13 protein-coding genes are annotated in these 15,342 nt (G+C 69.9%); 3 read left to right on the top strand and 10 right to left on the bottom strand.

Features of this window, described 5'->3' with window-relative positions; genetic code table 11:
* Positions 1–26 precede the first annotated feature (26 nt).
* Positions 27–746 (bottom strand): vWA domain-containing protein, encoded by a 720-nt coding sequence (locus ACQP2E_RS27805; RefSeq protein ID WP_433825901.1) that lies wholly within the window; start codon positions 744–746, stop codon positions 27–29.
* Positions 747–947: 201 nt separating this feature from the next.
* Between ACQP2E_RS27805 and ACQP2E_RS27810 the strand changes: the two genes are divergently transcribed.
* Together ACQP2E_RS27810 and ACQP2E_RS27815 are read left to right on the top strand one after the other, a co-directional pair.
* Positions 948–3,368: a transglycosylase domain-containing protein gene (locus ACQP2E_RS27810; protein ID WP_433825902.1), complete on the top strand. Its 2,421-nt coding sequence runs from the start codon at positions 948–950 to the stop codon at positions 3,366–3,368.
* Between the two features lie 169 nt (positions 3,369–3,537).
* Positions 3,538–3,936 (top strand): hypothetical protein, encoded by a 399-nt coding sequence (locus tag ACQP2E_RS27815; RefSeq protein ID WP_433825903.1) that lies wholly within the window; start codon positions 3,538–3,540, stop codon positions 3,934–3,936.
* A gap of 83 nt (positions 3,937–4,019) precedes the next feature.
* Here the strand turns inward: ACQP2E_RS27815 and ACQP2E_RS27820 are convergent, their stop codons facing one another.
* The 8 genes from ACQP2E_RS27820 to ACQP2E_RS27855 form a co-directional block, all read right to left on the bottom strand.
* On the bottom strand, positions 4,020–6,311 hold the full coding sequence (locus ACQP2E_RS27820) for an FtsX-like permease family protein (RefSeq protein ID WP_433825904.1): 2,292 nt from the start codon (positions 6,309–6,311) through the stop codon (positions 4,020–4,022).
* A complete protein-coding gene (locus tag ACQP2E_RS27825) occupies positions 6,308–6,997 on the bottom strand; it encodes an ABC transporter ATP-binding protein (protein ID WP_433825905.1) in 690 nt (229 codons plus the stop codon). Before ACQP2E_RS27825 ends, ACQP2E_RS27820 begins: the two co-directional genes overlap by 4 nt.
* Positions 6,994–7,479 (bottom strand): hypothetical protein, encoded by a 486-nt coding sequence (locus ACQP2E_RS27830; RefSeq protein ID WP_433825906.1) that lies wholly within the window; start codon positions 7,477–7,479, stop codon positions 6,994–6,996. Before ACQP2E_RS27830 ends, ACQP2E_RS27825 begins: the two co-directional genes overlap by 4 nt.
* A 38-nt stretch (positions 7,480–7,517) precedes the next feature.
* Entirely contained in the window at positions 7,518–8,687 is a 1,170-nt protein-coding gene (locus ACQP2E_RS27835; protein WP_433825907.1) for an ABC transporter permease, read from the bottom strand.
* Positions 8,684–9,475, bottom strand: a complete 792-nt coding sequence (locus tag ACQP2E_RS27840; protein ID WP_433825908.1) for an ABC transporter ATP-binding protein — start codon at positions 9,473–9,475, stop codon at positions 8,684–8,686. The genes ACQP2E_RS27835 and ACQP2E_RS27840 overlap by 4 nt, the downstream gene beginning before the upstream one ends.
* Positions 9,472–10,713 carry a peptidoglycan-binding domain-containing protein gene (locus tag ACQP2E_RS27845; RefSeq protein ID WP_433825909.1) on the bottom strand — a complete coding sequence of 414 codons (1,242 nt, stop codon included), beginning with the start codon at positions 10,711–10,713 and terminating at the stop codon, positions 9,472–9,474. The genes ACQP2E_RS27840 and ACQP2E_RS27845 overlap by 4 nt, the downstream gene beginning before the upstream one ends.
* A gap of 7 nt (positions 10,714–10,720) precedes the next feature.
* Positions 10,721–11,650 carry a hypothetical protein gene (locus ACQP2E_RS27850; RefSeq protein WP_433825910.1) on the bottom strand — a complete coding sequence of 310 codons (930 nt, stop codon included), beginning with the start codon at positions 11,648–11,650 and terminating at the stop codon, positions 10,721–10,723.
* Between the two features lie 96 nt (positions 11,651–11,746).
* Positions 11,747–12,280 (bottom strand): PadR family transcriptional regulator, encoded by a 534-nt coding sequence (locus ACQP2E_RS27855; protein WP_433825911.1) that lies wholly within the window; start codon positions 12,278–12,280, stop codon positions 11,747–11,749.
* Between the two features lie 532 nt (positions 12,281–12,812).
* Between ACQP2E_RS27855 and ACQP2E_RS27860 the strand changes: the two genes are divergently transcribed.
* Complete coding sequence (locus tag ACQP2E_RS27860; RefSeq protein ID WP_433825912.1) at positions 12,813–14,534, top strand: BTAD domain-containing putative transcriptional regulator; 1,722 nt, start codon at positions 12,813–12,815, stop codon at positions 14,532–14,534.
* On the opposite strand, the gene ACQP2E_RS27865 is transcribed toward ACQP2E_RS27860, so the two are convergent.
* A complete protein-coding gene (locus ACQP2E_RS27865) occupies positions 14,488–15,339 on the bottom strand; it encodes an alpha/beta fold hydrolase (protein WP_433825913.1) in 852 nt (283 codons plus the stop codon). The two genes, ACQP2E_RS27860 and ACQP2E_RS27865, sit on opposite strands and share 47 nt — an antisense overlap.
* Positions 15,340–15,342 lie beyond the last annotated feature (3 nt).

Consider the following 15,342-nt stretch of genomic DNA (forward strand, 5'->3'; position numbering starts at 1 on the left):
CGGCCCCCTCGTCCTCGTTGTATCCCTCAGATCCAGTCGTCGAGGTCGTCGTCCGCGGGGGGCACGAAACCGCCGGCGGTGCCCGCGTCACTCACCGAGTTGGCGGACGCCACGATGCTGGTGATCAGCACCTCGGCGATCTGTTTGATCGCTGTCGCCGCGTCACCGGCGCCGTTGTATACGTAGCTGCGCATCGGCCTGCCGTTGTCCGACGGCTTCGGGTAGACCCAGGGGTCCAGAACGGCCTTCTCCAGAGCGGGCGTCACACCGAACGGGATGATGTTCGGCCGGGCCTTGAAACCGGGGTCGGTGAGTTCGGCGAACGCCGCCTGCAGATCGTTCGGCGGGTCGGTCGGCGCACCGTCGGTGATGAAGAAGACGGCAGGCCGGTAGACCTTGAAACCGTCCGCCTTCATCTCCGTCATGTCCCGCTCGATGTCCTTACGAAGCTTGCGGAACGCCGCCGCGTACGACGTGCCGCCACGACCCGCGAAGACCGGGATGTTCTTGACGTTGCGCAGGTCACCGAGCTGCAGCACGGTCTGCGCGTCGTCAGCGAAGTCGAGCGCGCCGAGCCGGACCACGTCACCCAGCGTCGGGCTCTCCTCGATCGCGTCGATGACCTCGGGCAGGATCTGGTTCACCGCCCGCAGCGGAGCGCCCTCCATCGAGTACGAGACATCGACGAGCAGATAGAACGCCAGAGCGAGAACCTTGTCATCGGCTTGGCGGCGCGACTCGGGCACAAATCCTCCAATTGCTGCTGCCGCTTCCCCCGAGCGGCACCCGGAAATCCTCCACTAAGGTGTGGATCTTGACCACTGCCCGTTCGAAGAGTTGATCTCAGCCGTCCGGCCCACACACTCACGACTGACTCCACCCCCGCCTCTTGACACGATGAGGTGTGATAGACGCGGATCGTTTCGCCGAACACGGGTGGTGCAGCGGTGGGCTCCTGGATACGCCGACGAGATCACAACATCTTCGTCAACGCGTTCGTCTTCCTGATCTGCGGCCTGATCACCGGGCTTGTCGTGGCAGCGGCCGTGTTCCCGTTCGCCGCCATGTCCGGCCTCACGCTGCGGGCCGGAGAGGAAGCGTTCGCGAGCCTTCCCAGCGAGCTCAAGGCATTCAAGTCGCCGCAGATCTCCCGGGTCTACGCCGCCGACAACAAGACCCAGCTCACCCAGTTCTACGACGAGTTCCGCAGCGACGTCCCGCTCAAGGGCATGTCGAAGTTCGTGCGCGACGCCATGGTCGCCGCCGAGGACCGGGAGTTCTTCACACACAACGGCGTCGACCTCAAAGGTGTGGCGCGGGCGCTGGTCAACAACAACCAGGGTGGCGCGAAACAGGGCGCTTCGACGATCACCATGCAGTGGGTACGCATGTCGCTGGCGTACTCGGCGACCAGCCCGAACGATGTCCTCGACGCCACGAAGGACACCCCGAAACGCAAGGTCACCGAGATCAGGTACGCGATGGAGCTGGAGAAACAGCTCACCAAGGACCAGATCCTCGAGCGCTACCTCAACATCGTGCCGTTCGGGAAGCAGACCTACGGCATCTTCGCCGCCAGCCGGGTCTACTTCAACAAGGCGCCCAAGGATCTGACGCTCGGCGAGGCCGCCATGCTCGCCGGCATCGTGCGGGCACCCTCCGGGTACGACCCGACCACCTCGGACGGTTACGCGGAGATCAAGCAGCGTCGCGACAACTACGTCATCCCCGGCATGGTGGAGATGGGTTTCATCACCCAGGCCCAGGCCGACAAAGCGATCAAGGAGCCGATCCCGCGCAAGGTCCGCCCGGTCAGCAACGGCTGCGTCTCGGTGGCGAAGAACAACTGGGGCTTCTTCTGCGACTATTTCTACCGGTGGTGGATGGACCGGGAAGAATTCGGAGCCACTCCGTACGATCGTGCGCGCCGGCTCAAGAGCGGCGGTTACCGGATCACCACGACCCTGGACGTGAAGGCGCAGAAGAATGCTCGTGACCGGATCGCCGATCTGATCTCCGAGGGCAACAAGAACGCGCTGCTGCTCGCCGCGGTCCAGCCCGGCACCGGCAAGGTCCGGCTGCTCGCCGCGAACCGCAAGTTCAAGCTGGACGATCCGGACAACCCGCAGAACAAGATCTCTTCCGATCCGGCGAAGGCGCGCAAGGGCATCCGTGGTTCGTACCCGAACACCACGAACCCGCTGCTCAGCGGCGGCGGCGACATCACCGGTTATCAGGCCGGCTCGGTCATGAAGATCTTCACCCTGGTCGCGGCACTGGAGAAGAAACTGCCTCTGGCGTACACGATCAAGGCGGAGAAACGGTACGAGTCGAAATACATCATCAACCGTAACAATCCCTCGGCCTGCCGAGGGACCCATTTCTGGTGTCCGAGCAACTCCGGCGGTGGCGGCGAAGGCATCTACAACATGTGGACGGGCTTCGGCAACTCCATCAACACGTACTTCGTACCGCTGGAAGAACGTGTCGGCGCGGAGAACGTGGTCGGCGTCGCCAAACGGTTCGGCATTCAATTCCGGGCGGCCAAGGACGCCGAGTTCGCGTCGCCGGGTTACGCCCATCAGTGGGGCGCGTTCACCCTGGGCGTCTCGGCGACCACCCCGCTCGACATGGCGAACGCGTACGCGACCCTCGCCGCCGACGGCAAGTACTGCCCGCCGACCCCGATCGAACAGATCGTCACCCGTGACGGCGACAAACTCGACGTGGGCCGATCGCTGTGCACCCAGGCCACCAGCCCGGACGTCGCCCGTGCCGCTGTCGACGCGGCCCGGTGCCCGGTGGGTGACTCGGCGCTGCTCGGCAACTGCGGCGGCAGCACCGCACCGGACACCCGCTGGGTGGTCGGTCACCCGGTGTTCGGCAAGACCGGCACGACCGACAAGGACAAGACGGCGTCCCTGGTCGCCGGGACGACCTCGCTCGTGGTCGCCGGATACCTGGTCAATCCGGACTACCAGAACCACAAGGACCGGCTTCGGCACGCCCAGGTGAACCCGGCCGTCTACCGGACTCTCGGCGACTACATGGACGGCAAACCGAGGGTCCAGTTCAAAAGACCGGAAAACCGCAAGATCGCGTACGGCGAACGGCGTTACATCCCCGACGTGGAGTGCGACACGCTGAGCCGGGCCCGCACCCGGCTGGAACGGGCGGGTTTCAGCGTCGACATCGGTCGCGAGGTCGACTCGGAGTGCCCGGAGGGAACCGCGGCCGGCACCGACCCGAGCGGGCGTACCGTCAAGAACGGTGCGGTGACCATCGAGGTCAGCAACGGCAAGAGCGACGAGCCGGAGATCACGCCCAGCACACCGCCGTCGGGTCCTGCGCCGAACCCACCCCGGTGACCGCCTGAGTGTCTACTCGGGGCCTACTCGCCAGGGTTAGACCGTCGGTAGTGGACAGTCTTGTTCCGTGAGCTTCGATTACGGCAAGCTCTGGCCCGGTTGCGGAAAGCGACTACCGGCACGGCGCCTCCGGGCGCCGGACCGTCGGTCACACCACGGGAGGTTTCGCATGCGCAAGATTCTCTTCGCCGGATTCGGTGCCGTCATGGCGCTCGGCGCACTGGCCGGCCCGGCGTCGGCAGACGTCGGCGACGGCAACCTGGCCTGCAACTCCGGCGAGATCTGCTTCGCCCGGGACGCCACGAACACGACCTACCAGAAGCACTTCTGGAACGCCGGGTCGCACAGCAGCTACACCTTCACCAACGTCACCAACGGTGCGGGTGGACAGGGCGCGCTGAAGGACAACTCGCCGCAGCTGAAGAACCGCGACACGGTCTGCACCGTCAAGGTCATCGACGACCACGGCGTCCTGCCGGACGACGTGTCGAGCCACGGCCGGTCGACCGCGTGGCAGGCCATCAACTCGTCGGTCAAGGACCAGAACGACCGTCACGAGCGTTGCTGACACACTGACGAGATCTGAAACGGGCCGGGACGCTGTGGCGTCCCGGCCCGTTCCTGCGGGGGAGGAAGGTCTGTGCGGCGGGATCAGTCGACCACCAGCTGCCGGGTGTCGATCGCCTCGTCCAGAGCAGGCAGCAGCAGGGCCACCACCAGCAGCGTCGCCACCCCGCACGCGGCGGCGGTGCCCGCCAGCACCGGGACCGACAACCCCAGTTCCGGATGCCCGCTGACCGCGAAGAACACCAGCGTGAGCGGCACCGAGCAGAGCAGGCCGGCGACCGCCCCGGGCAGCATCGTCATCAGCGTCTGCACCAGCATCACCACCCGCAACGACGGCACGGTCACCCCCTGAGCCCGCAGCGACGCGATCCCGCGCCGCTCCTCGATCAGCCGGTCCAGCAGCGCCACCGCGAGCGACATCGCCGACACCATGATCGCCAGGTTCAGGGCGCCCCACACCACGGCTCGATAACCGCGGCCCACCGCCTCGGCCTGGGCCTGCAGCTCCTCGACGTCACGCGCCTCCCGCAGCGAGCCCTGCTGCAGTGACTGCAACGCGGTACGCACCCGTTCCAGCTCCCGCGGGTCGTCGGTGGACGTACTGACCAGCAGCATCCGGGCCGGCGCCTCAGCGAGGGCCCTCGCCGGCACCTGGGCCACCGGCACCAGCCCGGCACCGACCGCCAGCTCGTCGAACCCGTCGAGCGCGCCCGGCCTCACCGTGTCGATGCGCACCGGACCGGCGTCGATGATCTGCACCCCGGCGGCGGTCTCCGGACCGTCCAGATAGGCAGTGAACGAGCCGGCCGCACCGAGCGGGTTCTCCTCACCGGGCGAGGAGTCGAAGGCGTACGCCACCGCGGGCGAACAGTCCGGCAACGGCGCCCGGAGCACCCCGGCGAGAGCCGCGCAGTCGGCCGCCACCGCACTGATCCCGTCCGGCACCGCCGGCGAACGCAGCTGCACCACAGTCAGCTCGGCCAGCCCGGACACCGCCGGCGGCATGGCGGCGCGGCCGGCGCCGGCCGCCGGAACCGACACCACGAAGGTGTGCGGCTTGACCCGGTGCCGCAGCTCGTCCAGCGACACCGCGTTGCCCGGGTTGGTCAGCGGTAGCACCGACAGGAACCAGCCGGCCGCGAAGACCAGCAGGGTGACCACACCCGTGACGCGCGCCGCCGACCCCACCGACGCCTGTGCCCGGCGGGCGGCGAGCAGCAGCATCGGGTTGGCTTCGAACCGGATCAGCAGAGCCGCCGCGCCCAGCCCCAGCGCCGGGGCCGCCACATAGAGGCCGAGCATCAGCAGAGCAGCCGCGACGATCAGCAGGAAAGCCGACGACCACAGACCGACCCCGGCCAGCGCCACCAACCCGGCGGCCAGCGGAACGAGCCGCCACCACCGCAGACGGGTCGCCGGCAGACGGCGTACCACACCCAGGGGATTGACAACGACGGCGCGCAACGCGAGCACCGCGATGACCGTGGCCACCACCGGCAGGCCGGCCAGGATCGCCGAGGCCGCGGCGAAGCCGGGGTCGAGGTCGGCGGCGAAGGCGCCGCCGTCGACAGGTATCGCAGGCGCGGCGAACGCGCGCACCACGAGGAACAGGCCGCCGCTGAGCAGCGCGCCGAGCCCGGCCGCGAGCCCGGTCTCCAGCGCGGTGATCAGCCGGACCTGCCCGATCGACAGACCGGAGAGCCGCAACGCCGCCAGCCGCCGGTCGCGTTCCTGCGAACCCCAGCGCACCGCGTTGACCACCAGCGCGAGAACCGGCAGCAACAGGGCGACCATCCCGATGGGGACGGCCAGTCGCAACGCCCCCGGCACCGGCGGCACGTCATCGGGTATCGCACCCCACCCGGAGGCCACCGGGTGATCAGCCGGAAAGGCGTCCGGTGTCGCGCCGAGCCAGACGACCCATTCCCCCGGACCGAGCAGCCCCGCGTCACCGACCGTGCCTGCCACCCGCTGCGGGTAACGCTGCGCCAGCAACTCGTCAGCGGCGAGGGCGTCCGCGACCGCCGGCGACACGACGATCTCACCGGGTGCGGGCAGCCGCGGCAGACCCGGCGCCACCTCGGCGCCGGCCCGGAGCACCGCCACCTCGGTGACCGCCACCCGGTGCCCCAGGTACAGGTCGTCCCAGGTCCAGGCGAGCAGCGTGCCCTCAGCCCGCGGCGCGCCCCGCTCCAGGGTGGCCAGCCGGTCGCCCAGCCGGTCGTTGCGTGCGCCGTTGAGCGGCAGTGCGGATGCCCCGGCCAGCAGGAACACCGCCGCGACAGCGATGCCGGCCGCGGTCAGCGACAACCGCCGCCGCGACCGCCGGCTGCCGGTAGCGAGCTGAGTGGCGAGGCTGAGAGTCACCCCGGTCATCGGCCGCCGCTGTCCATGGAGAGCGAGACCACCCGGCCGTCACGCAGCACGACCTCGCGCTCGGCGTACGCGGCCACCTCGTTGTCGTGGGTGACCACGACCAGCGCGCAGCCGCGTTCCCGCGACTGGCGGGTGAGCAGGCCCATCACCCGTTCGCCGTTGGCGGAATCGAGCGCGCCGGTCGGCTCGTCGGCGAAGATCACGTCCGGCTCGGTGGCGAGCGCCTTGGCGACGGCGACCCGCTGCTGCTGGCCGCCGGACATCTCACCGGACCGGCGGCCGGCCAGATCATCGACACCGAGCTCGGCCAGCCAGCGTTCGGCGACCGCGTTCGCGGCCCGGCGCGACGAGCCCTCCAGCCGCAGGTTCAGCGCCACGTTCTCCACAGCGGTCAGCTCCGGGACGAGGTGACCGAACTGGAAGACGAATCCGAACCGTTGGCGCCGCAGCCGGCTGCGCTCGCGATCGGGCATGGTGTTCAGCGCCTTCTCGTCCAGCCAGACCGTGCCGGAACCGGGCGTGACCAGACCGGACAGGCAGTGCAGCAGCGTCGATTTCCCGGAGCCGCTGGAGCCGATCACCGCGACCGTCTCACCCGCGTGCACGTCGATGTCGACGCCGTCGAGCGCCTTCGTCGACCCGTACCGGACGTGCAGGTCGCGGGCGCGCAGCAGGAGCGTCGTCACGAGGCCGCCGCGTCCTCGTCGATGTGCCAGCGCGCGTCGATCTGCACCAGCTTCAGCTGCTCGGATCCGAGAGCCTTGAGCGCGCCGTCCTTGGCGTCCGCGGCGAGCGACACCTTCACCGTCGCATTGTCCCCGCTGACCTGCGGGTCCTCGAACTTCACCTGGCCCAGGCCGGCAGCTGCGGCGTCCGGCGACACCTTCTTCACGGCGTCCAGGCAGTCGGCGCCCTTCGTGCGGGTGCGCAGGGCGTCCTGCGCCGGCTTGCTCATCAGCGAGCACGCGCGCTGGCCGTCACCGTCGGCGAGAGCCTTGGCGTAGACGCTCACCACGTCGCGCACCCCCTCGGCGCCGGGTTTCGCGCCGACGTCGGCATTGCCGTCGCCGCCGCATCCGGCCAGCGTCCCGGCGGTCAGCGCCGTTGCGGTCAGGGCCACGGCGGCGATGCGGAGCAGCGCGGGCTTCGGCTCGGCTCGGTGAGACATCAAATTCCTTTCAGGGTACGGACGACGAAGAGGTGAAGTCATTGACGGCGAAGCGCATCCACCGGTTGCAGGCGCATGGCCCGCCACGCCGGTGGCACTCCGGCTATCAGACCGGCGAAGGCCCCGCTGAGCAGGGCGAGACCGAGCACGCCCGGGTCGAGCACCGGCCGCCAGCCCTGCCAGGTGCAGGTCGCCACCAGCACGGCGAAACCGAGGAACGCCCCGATCGCGGCCCCGGCCAGGCCGAGCACCAGGGTCTCGGCCATGATCTGTGCGAACACGTGCCTGCGCAGGGCGCCGAGCACCGAGCGTAGACCGAGTTCGGCGGTCCGGGCATAGACCGATGACACCGCTGACGAGGCGATCGAGATCGTTCCCATCACCATCGCGACGCCCACCACGGCCAGCACGAGGGTGCGGACCCGGCTCTCGATACCGACCCGGAACCCGCTCGCGTCCAGCGGCCGGCTCGCCGACAACGCCTCGGACCGTTCGGGAAGCAGCGCCAGCGCCGCCCGGTCGTGCACCGCCGCCGCGGCACCGGGCTGTGTCTCGATCAGCACCCGCGCGCCGTCCTGGCTCTCGGCGGGCAGCGCGCCCAGCGGCGCCAGCGCACCGATCATCACCTGGTCCTGGCGGTTCACGTCGGCGTAGACGGCGACCACGGTCATCTCGGTGCCGCTGACCCGCAGCATCGTCCCCGGCCGGGTGACGCCGGCTCGGCGGGCCGCCGACTCGGAGAGCATCAGCACCGGGGCGCGGGTGCGCACATGGAACGGATTGAACACGCTGCCGGCTACCAGCCTCGGCCCGATCGCCGCGAGCGCGCCGGCGTCGACCGGCTGCACCGGAAGCTCGAACAGGCCGTCGCGGGGTGGCCGCTCGGCGAGGACCGTGGCAGGCGCGGCCATCACCCCGGCGTGCACGACGCCGCTCAATGCGCGTACCCGATCCAGATCGGACGTCTCGGTCCAGGCCGGCGGGTCGGAGCCGGGTGCCTCCCCGACCACGATCTCGGTGGCCTGGTATCCGTCGAACTCCGCGGAGACCTGCTTGGACAATGTGGCCGAAAGACCGGAGGTGGTCACCAGCGTCGCTGCCGCGACGATCACACCGGCGATGACGAGCAACGAGCGTACGCCCTGGGCCCGCACCGAGGCCGCGGCCTCCCGCGCCAGGTCGGCCGGCGAGATGCGCCACCTCGTCATGCCGGCACCGCGTTCCCGGCCGGTGCGGTCAGTTCCGCCGCCGGGTCATCCGCTGTCCCGTCCGCCGCCGGCACGGCCGCCGCTGTCCCGTCCGCCGCCGGCACGGCCGCCCAGGAGTCGGTCAGCACGCCGTCGGAGACGGTCAGCGACCGGCTCGCCTGCGCCGCCACCTCGGCGTCGTGGGTGACCACCACGACAGTGGTCCCGGCCGCGTTGAGCTCGCGCAGCAGCGTCATCACGGCGACGCCGTTCGTGCTGTCCAAGCTGCCGGTGGGTTCGTCGCAGAGCAGGATTCGCGCCTCGGTGACCACCGCCCGCGCGATGGCGACCCGCTGTTTCTCCCCGCCGGAGAGAGTCCGGACGTCGGCGTCACGCCGGTGGGCGAGACCGACCCGGTCCAGCATCGCGGCCGCCCGGGTACGCCGCTGCCGGCGCGGGCAGCCGGAGTAGAGCAGTCCCAGCTCGACGTTCTCGATCACGGTACGGCCGGCGAGCAGGTGGAACGACTGGAAGACGAACCCGATCTCGCGTGCCCGCAGCGTGCTGCGCTCCGCCGGGCGCAGCGCCGTGCTGTCGGTGCCGCAGACGCTCAGCGTCCCGGTGTCCGGCAGGTCCAGCAGCCCCAGCAGGTTCAGCAGTGTCGACTTGCCCGAGCCGGACGCGCCGACGATCGCGCAGTACGAACCGAGCGGCAGATGCAGGTCGGCCGGTTTGAGGGCATGCACCGGCGGGCCGGCGCCGCGATAGGTGCGGCTCACGCCGTCGAGGGCGAACGCGGGCGCCGTCACGGCGTCTCCCCGCCGACGATCACCGGAGTGCCCGCCGGGAGCGCCGCCGGATCGTCCGGAGCGACCTCGACCCAGCCGTCGGACTGCACCCCGGCGATGACCTCGACGTCGGTGTTGGTAGCCGGATCGCCCGCCTTGCGCACGGTCACGAACGCCGTCCCGTCGACGCGCTCGTTGACTGCCATCACCGGCACCACCAGCACTTCCCCGTCGGTGTGCCGGCCTTCGACGGTCACCTTGTAAGAGCGGCCGGCGCCGAGCGTGCGTCTCTTGTCCAGAACCACCGCGACCGGCACCTCGTCGCCGGACGCGTTGCTCTGCGAGCCGTCGTTCCCGGCCTCCGCTCTGTCCGCGGTGGTGATCTCGCCGCCCACCTCGGTCCCGTCGACGTCGACGGTGACCCGGGTGCCCTCCTCGAGAGCCTCGGACCGGTTGGCGGCGACCGTCCCGCGCAACCGGGTGGCCGCGGTGTATCGGGACAGCACGGTGTCCGCGCCGGCCGCGGTCTGCCCGATCCGCACGTCGACCCGGTCCACCGGGCGCGGCAGGCTCGCCAGGATGAACAGTTCGTCGGCACGGGCCGCGATCGTGCGTACGGTAGACGGCTTCTTGGGTGTGGCAGACGCCGCAGGCGTCGCGGAGGCCTCGAGCGGCGCGGGGTTCTGCTCCGGCTCCGCCGGCTGCTCCTGCACCTGGTACGGCGGCTCCCAGCCGACGTGGCGGTAAAGCTTGCCGAGTGCGGTCTGGGTTCCCTTGCCATAGACACCGTCGGCGTCACGAACGCGGTATCCGAGCTCGCGCAACGCGTCCTGCAGCTGTTCGACGTCCGGGCCGGTGTCGCCGTCGACGATGTCGCGGTAGGCACGGAACCGGCCGGGCAACGCGATGACCGGGCGGCCCTCGACCTCGAGGGGGACGCCACCCGCACGGACCGTCCCGCCGGCCTTGAGCCGGACCCGGGTGATGACGCCCTCGATGCCGGGGGTGAGCCGCAGCGACGCCTGCGCGGCGTCGTCCACATTGGCGCGGAACGAGAAGGTCTCGTTGAGTTCGCGCTCCTCCACCGCCACGACGACCGGCTCCGACGTCACGGCCTGCGCGTTGGCGATCGCCTCCGCCTGTGAGGTGACCCGGTCGCCGAGGATGAGGATCGTGCCTCCGGTGCTGACGGTGCTCACCACCGCGGTGAGCGCCACGACGAGCCCGACGCGCCGGCGGACCTTTTCTTCGCTGGACAACGCCTGACTACTTTCCGTTGCGAACGGCGGTGTTGAGTTCGGTCACCATCGCGGCGAGCCGGACCTCGTAGCGGTCGTTCAGCTTCTCGCGCGGCTCGGCCTGCAGCTTCTCCAGCTCGTCGACGAACTTCTGCTTCTCGCCGCACTCGACGTAGGCCAGCGCGAACTTCACCTCGTCGGCGCGCGGCGTGTAGCTGCCCGGATCGCTCGGCGGCACCACGATCACCTCGCCCTTCTTCAGGGCCGGCTGCTCCGGGACATCGGCCTCCACCCGGCCGGCCTCGATGCCGACGCCCTTGAGCATGTCGCCGAACTCGTCGGCCTCGATCGCGGCTTTCGGGTCCATCCGCTCGTAGCCGGAGTCGCGTACGCACGCCAGGCGCTGCGACAGCAGGTCGGTCATCGGCTCACTCGTCGCGTCCAGGAACGCGGCCCGGACCTCGGTCTGCAGGTCGGAGCTCTGTTTGAGCAGACCGTTGACGTCGCTCGCTGTGCGTTTGTCGAACTTGCTCTCACAACCGGTGCGGGCCTTGTCGAACGCCGGATCCTCGGAGATCACCGAGCCGGGTTCGGGCTTGGCGAACAGCAGCACCGAGCCGACCATGCCGTACTTGCGGGCGTGCTCGGCGGTGTACGGGCCCATCTCCAGCGGGTCGAGCCGCAACGGCTCGAAGTGAGCCTGCGGGGTGCGCTGCGCGGACAGCTCGTGAGCCCGCATCAGCTGCGGGAAACCCTCGTCCGCCATGCACTGCCGGACGTCGGCGAAACGTTGCTGTTCCAGCGCGCCGGTCAGCTCGACGATCTCGCTCATCGTTCCGGCCGTCACCTTCGCCGTCGCGGGTGCGCTCGCCTGCTGCTGGGCCGGTTGTTCGTCACCTCCGGCCTTGCTGCTGCATCCGCTCAGCAGGAGCGATCCGCAGACTACGAAAAGTCCCATCTTTTGCCGCTTGCCTGGCATAAGTCCCCCGATGTCGCGCAGCCGCCATCACCCGGCCGGCTCCATCGGAGCCGGCCGGGGGCGGTGCTCTGTTGATCAGCTGAGTTCGAGTGCCTTGCGGATGTTGTCGAGCCGGCGCTGCGTGCCGTCGATCCAGCGCAGGTCGGCGTCCAGGTGCAGAATCGCCAGGTCGGCGGCGACCACGGCGAGCGTGTCGGAGCCGGGCGCGGTCTTCACCGTGGTCATCTGGCGCATCACCGCGCGGTGCGCCGCCCGCTGAACGTCGAGAACCCGTTCCGCGTCGCGCTCGGTCAGGATCGCCAGCACGACCTTGGCGTAGAGGTCCGGCTGCAGGTACGAGTGGACGCCCTCCGGCTCGAAGAACCACTGATCCAGCCCGCTCGACCCCTCGTGGGTCGCCTGGAACGAGGTCCGCTCGGGTCCGGCGCTCTGGTCGACGCCGATGGCGGCGACCAGCCCGTCGCGCTGCAAACGCTGCAACGTCGAGTAGATCTGGCCTGATTTCAGCGGCCGCCGGAGCCCGAGCAACGCGTCGTAGCGCCGGCGGAGCTCGTACCCATGCAGGGGACGGCGCTCCATCAGCGCAAGGAGGGTTTCCGGTACGGCCACGACGCAAGTATGCACTCAGTGGCTAGTCCCGACAAGTCCTTCGTGGATCGTGTCGGAATAACGATGATCAATTTGATTCACGCCCTCGCGCACATGCCCACGCGCACTCGCGCCTCCTCGCGTGCGCGAGCGCTCGCGCGATTAAAAGACATTTCCAGGATTGCAATTATGAACGGGCCGGTAGCGCTTCGACGATCCGGCGAGTCCTCGGCTCCGGCATGCTAGCACGCGCCTCAAAACCGGGCGAACAACCGCAAAGACCCACCTCAGAGCGATGGCTGTCATAGGCATTGCGTAATCGATAACCGATGGGCGATGATGCGACTGCATCCACACGCATTGATGATCAGGAATTTGGAGACACTTCTCAAGGCAGTTGTACAATCGCTTACGACGGGGACGAAAAGTGATTGACATCGTGGCCGAGCCGCGCTCGCCCGTTCCATTCTTCCGCCTCTTGGGCCCACCGCGCATGGAGATCGCCGGACGCCCGGTTCCCTTGCCCGGGGTTCGTCAGCAGAGACTGCTGACCATGCTGGTGGCCAACGCCAACACCCTGGTCACCCGTGACCGGCTGGCCGAGGCCCTCTGGGCCGAGCCACCCCGATCGGCACGCCAGCAGCTCTACAACGCTGTCAACGGGCTGCGCCGGCTTCTCGCCCCCGCCACCCCGCACGCGACGCTGCTGACCGCCGCGACCGGATACCAGTTCCAGGCCGCCACCGACCTGATCGACGTCTTCTGCTTCGACAAACTCACCCGCCGGGCCGAGGAGGCGCTGCGCCGCGGCGCACCGGACCAGGCCCGCAAGCTCCTCGAACAGGCGCTCGCCCACTGGCGCGGACCGGCGCTGGAAGGGGTACGGGGACGCCACCTCACCCGGATCGCCGAGCAGCTCACCGAACGCCGGCTGGCCGCCGTCGAGCAGCTCTTCACCATCCGGGTGCATGCCGGCGAACAGGGACCGCTGATCGACGACCTCATCCGGCTGGTGGCCGAACACCCGTACCGGGAGATACTGCGCGCCACCCTGATGGAGGCGCTGTACCGCAACGGTCGCCAGACCGACGCGCTCGCCGTCTTCGAACAGGGCCGCACCCTGCTCGCCGAGAACTACGGGATGGATCCCGGTCCCGCCCTGCACGACCTGCACCTGCGCATCCTGCGCAACGAGATGGCCGACGAACTGACCGCGGCGCCGGACGCCGAACCGGTCGCGCCCACCGACGAACCGGAGACACGCAACAACTTCCTGCCGCACGACACCCCCGGATTCACCGGGCGCGACAGCGAGCTGGCCGTGCTCACCGAGGCCACCGCCAGCGCGATGGTCATCTGCATCGTCAACGGCATGGGCGGCGTCGGCAAGACCGCCACCGCGGTGCACCTGGCACACCGGCTCACCAGCCGCTACCCGGACGGCCAGTACTACCTGGATCTGCAGGGATTCACCCCGCAACGCGATCCGCTGACCTCTTCGCAGGCACTGGATCACCTGCTGCGGCAGGCTGGTGTTCCGGCCGGCGAGATCCCCTCCGACGAGGAACGCCGCAGCGCGCTGTGGCGCTCCCACCTGACCGGACGCCGGGCCCTGCTGCTGCTCGACAACGCTGCCGGCACCACCCAGGTACGCCCGCTGCTGCCCGGCGCCGCCGACATGCTGGTCGTCGTCACGAGCCGGCGGCGACTCACCGCCCTCGACCGGACCGCGACCCTCTCCCTCGACGTGCTCTCCCCGTCGTCCGGCGCCCGGCTGTTCACCCGGATCGCGGGCGAGGCCCGGGTGCAGGGCTTCGCGGCCGAGGTCGGCACCGTCGTCGAACTGTGCGGCCGGCTGCCCCTCGCGATCCGGGTCGCCGCCGCCCGGTTCCGCGACCACCGCACCTGGCCGATCGGCCACCTGATCAGCCGGTTGAGCGACAGCGGCAGCCGGGGCAGGCTGCTCGCCGTCGGTGACCGTGACGTGATGACGGTGCTCGCCGCGTCGTACCATCGGCTCGACCACAAGACGCAGCGCGTCTTCCGCCTGCTGAGCCTGAGCTCAGACGCCGACTTCGACGCCCACACGGTGTCCTCGCTGGCCGGCGTCTCCCTCGATTGTGGAGAACGGGCACTCGACAGCCTCTACGACGCGAACCTGCTGACACAGCACGGCGTCGACCGTTTCGGCATGCACGGGCTGGTACGCGACTGCGCCCGGGCGCTGCTCACCGCGGAGGCCGAGCAGTTGCTGTGGTCGACCGCCAGCAGCTGATCCGGCCGATACCGCGGACTCCGGCACCTGTCGCTCCAGACCTCGGCTGCCGCGAACATTCCGTCGGCGCGTGCCCGCCGTCGCGGTGGGCGGACTCGGTGAGGAAGGTTGTCACCTCGGTGGCGAAGGCTTCCGGGGCGAGGCTGTGCACCCGGTGGCCGACCGGGATCGTCGCCAGCCTCGCGTCCGGCAGCGCGGCGGCCACACCGGCCAGCCGGCGCGGCGGGATGCAGCTGGTCCGGCCGCCGGAGAGCACCAGGGCCGGCTGGCGCACCTCGCGCAGCCGCGCCCACCAGGCCGGATCCGGGCGGGACAGCTGGAGGAAGATCGACGCCTTGACGGCCAGCTCGTGGTCCGGGCGGGCCGTCAGCACACGACCGGCGACGTTCAGCAGCCGGTGCGGCCCACGCCGCGGCGGGGCTGCCAGGTCCTCCAGGACCAGGCCGGCGAAACGGTCCGGGGAATGCTGCGCTGCCGCGAGGGCCGCGTAGCCGCCGACCGAGTGGCCGACCGCCAGGACGTCTCGCAGGCCGAGTGTCTGCACCAGGCCGAGGAGGTCGTCGCGCAGGGTGTCCAGCCGATAATCACCCGTTCGCGCGCTGTCCGCGTGGCCGCGCAGGTCGACGGCGATCACCCGATGTCCCCGCGCGATCAGCACCGGCGCGAAGCGGTCCCACGTGCCTGCCCAGCTCCCGGTGCCGTGCAGCAGCACCGCAGGCGCTCCGCCCGGCTCGCCGGCCTCCCGGTAACCGAGCCGGATGCCGTTGACTTCCAGGGTTCCGAGGTTCGACCACACCGAAGTCATCCA

This window comes from Actinoplanes sp. CA-015351 (genome assembly GCF_050955685.1).
In the GTDB taxonomy this organism is placed as follows: Bacteria; Actinomycetota; Actinomycetes; order Mycobacteriales; family Micromonosporaceae; genus Actinoplanes.

Coding starts and splice junctions, on each gene's coding strand:
- ACQP2E_RS27815 (WP_433825903.1), top strand. CDS start 3,538: ATGCGCAAGATTCTCTTCGCCGGATTCGGTGCCGTCATGGCGCTCGGC.
- ACQP2E_RS27860 (WP_433825912.1), top strand. CDS start 12,813: ATGCTGGTGGCCAACGCCAACACCCTGGTCACCCGTGACCGGCTGGCC.
- ACQP2E_RS27830 (WP_433825906.1), bottom strand. CDS start 7,479: ATGTCTCACCGAGCCGAGCCGAAGCCCGCGCTGCTCCGCATCGCCGCC.
- ACQP2E_RS27835 (WP_433825907.1), bottom strand. CDS start 8,687: ATGACGAGGTGGCGCATCTCGCCGGCCGACCTGGCGCGGGAGGCCGCG.
- ACQP2E_RS27820 (WP_433825904.1), bottom strand. CDS start 6,311: ATGACCGGGGTGACTCTCAGCCTCGCCACTCAGCTCGCTACCGGCAGC.
- ACQP2E_RS27865 (WP_433825913.1), bottom strand. CDS start 15,339: ATGACTTCGGTGTGGTCGAACCTCGGAACCCTGGAAGTCAACGGCATC.
- ACQP2E_RS27850 (WP_433825910.1), bottom strand. CDS start 11,650: ATGGGACTTTTCGTAGTCTGCGGATCGCTCCTGCTGAGCGGATGCAGC.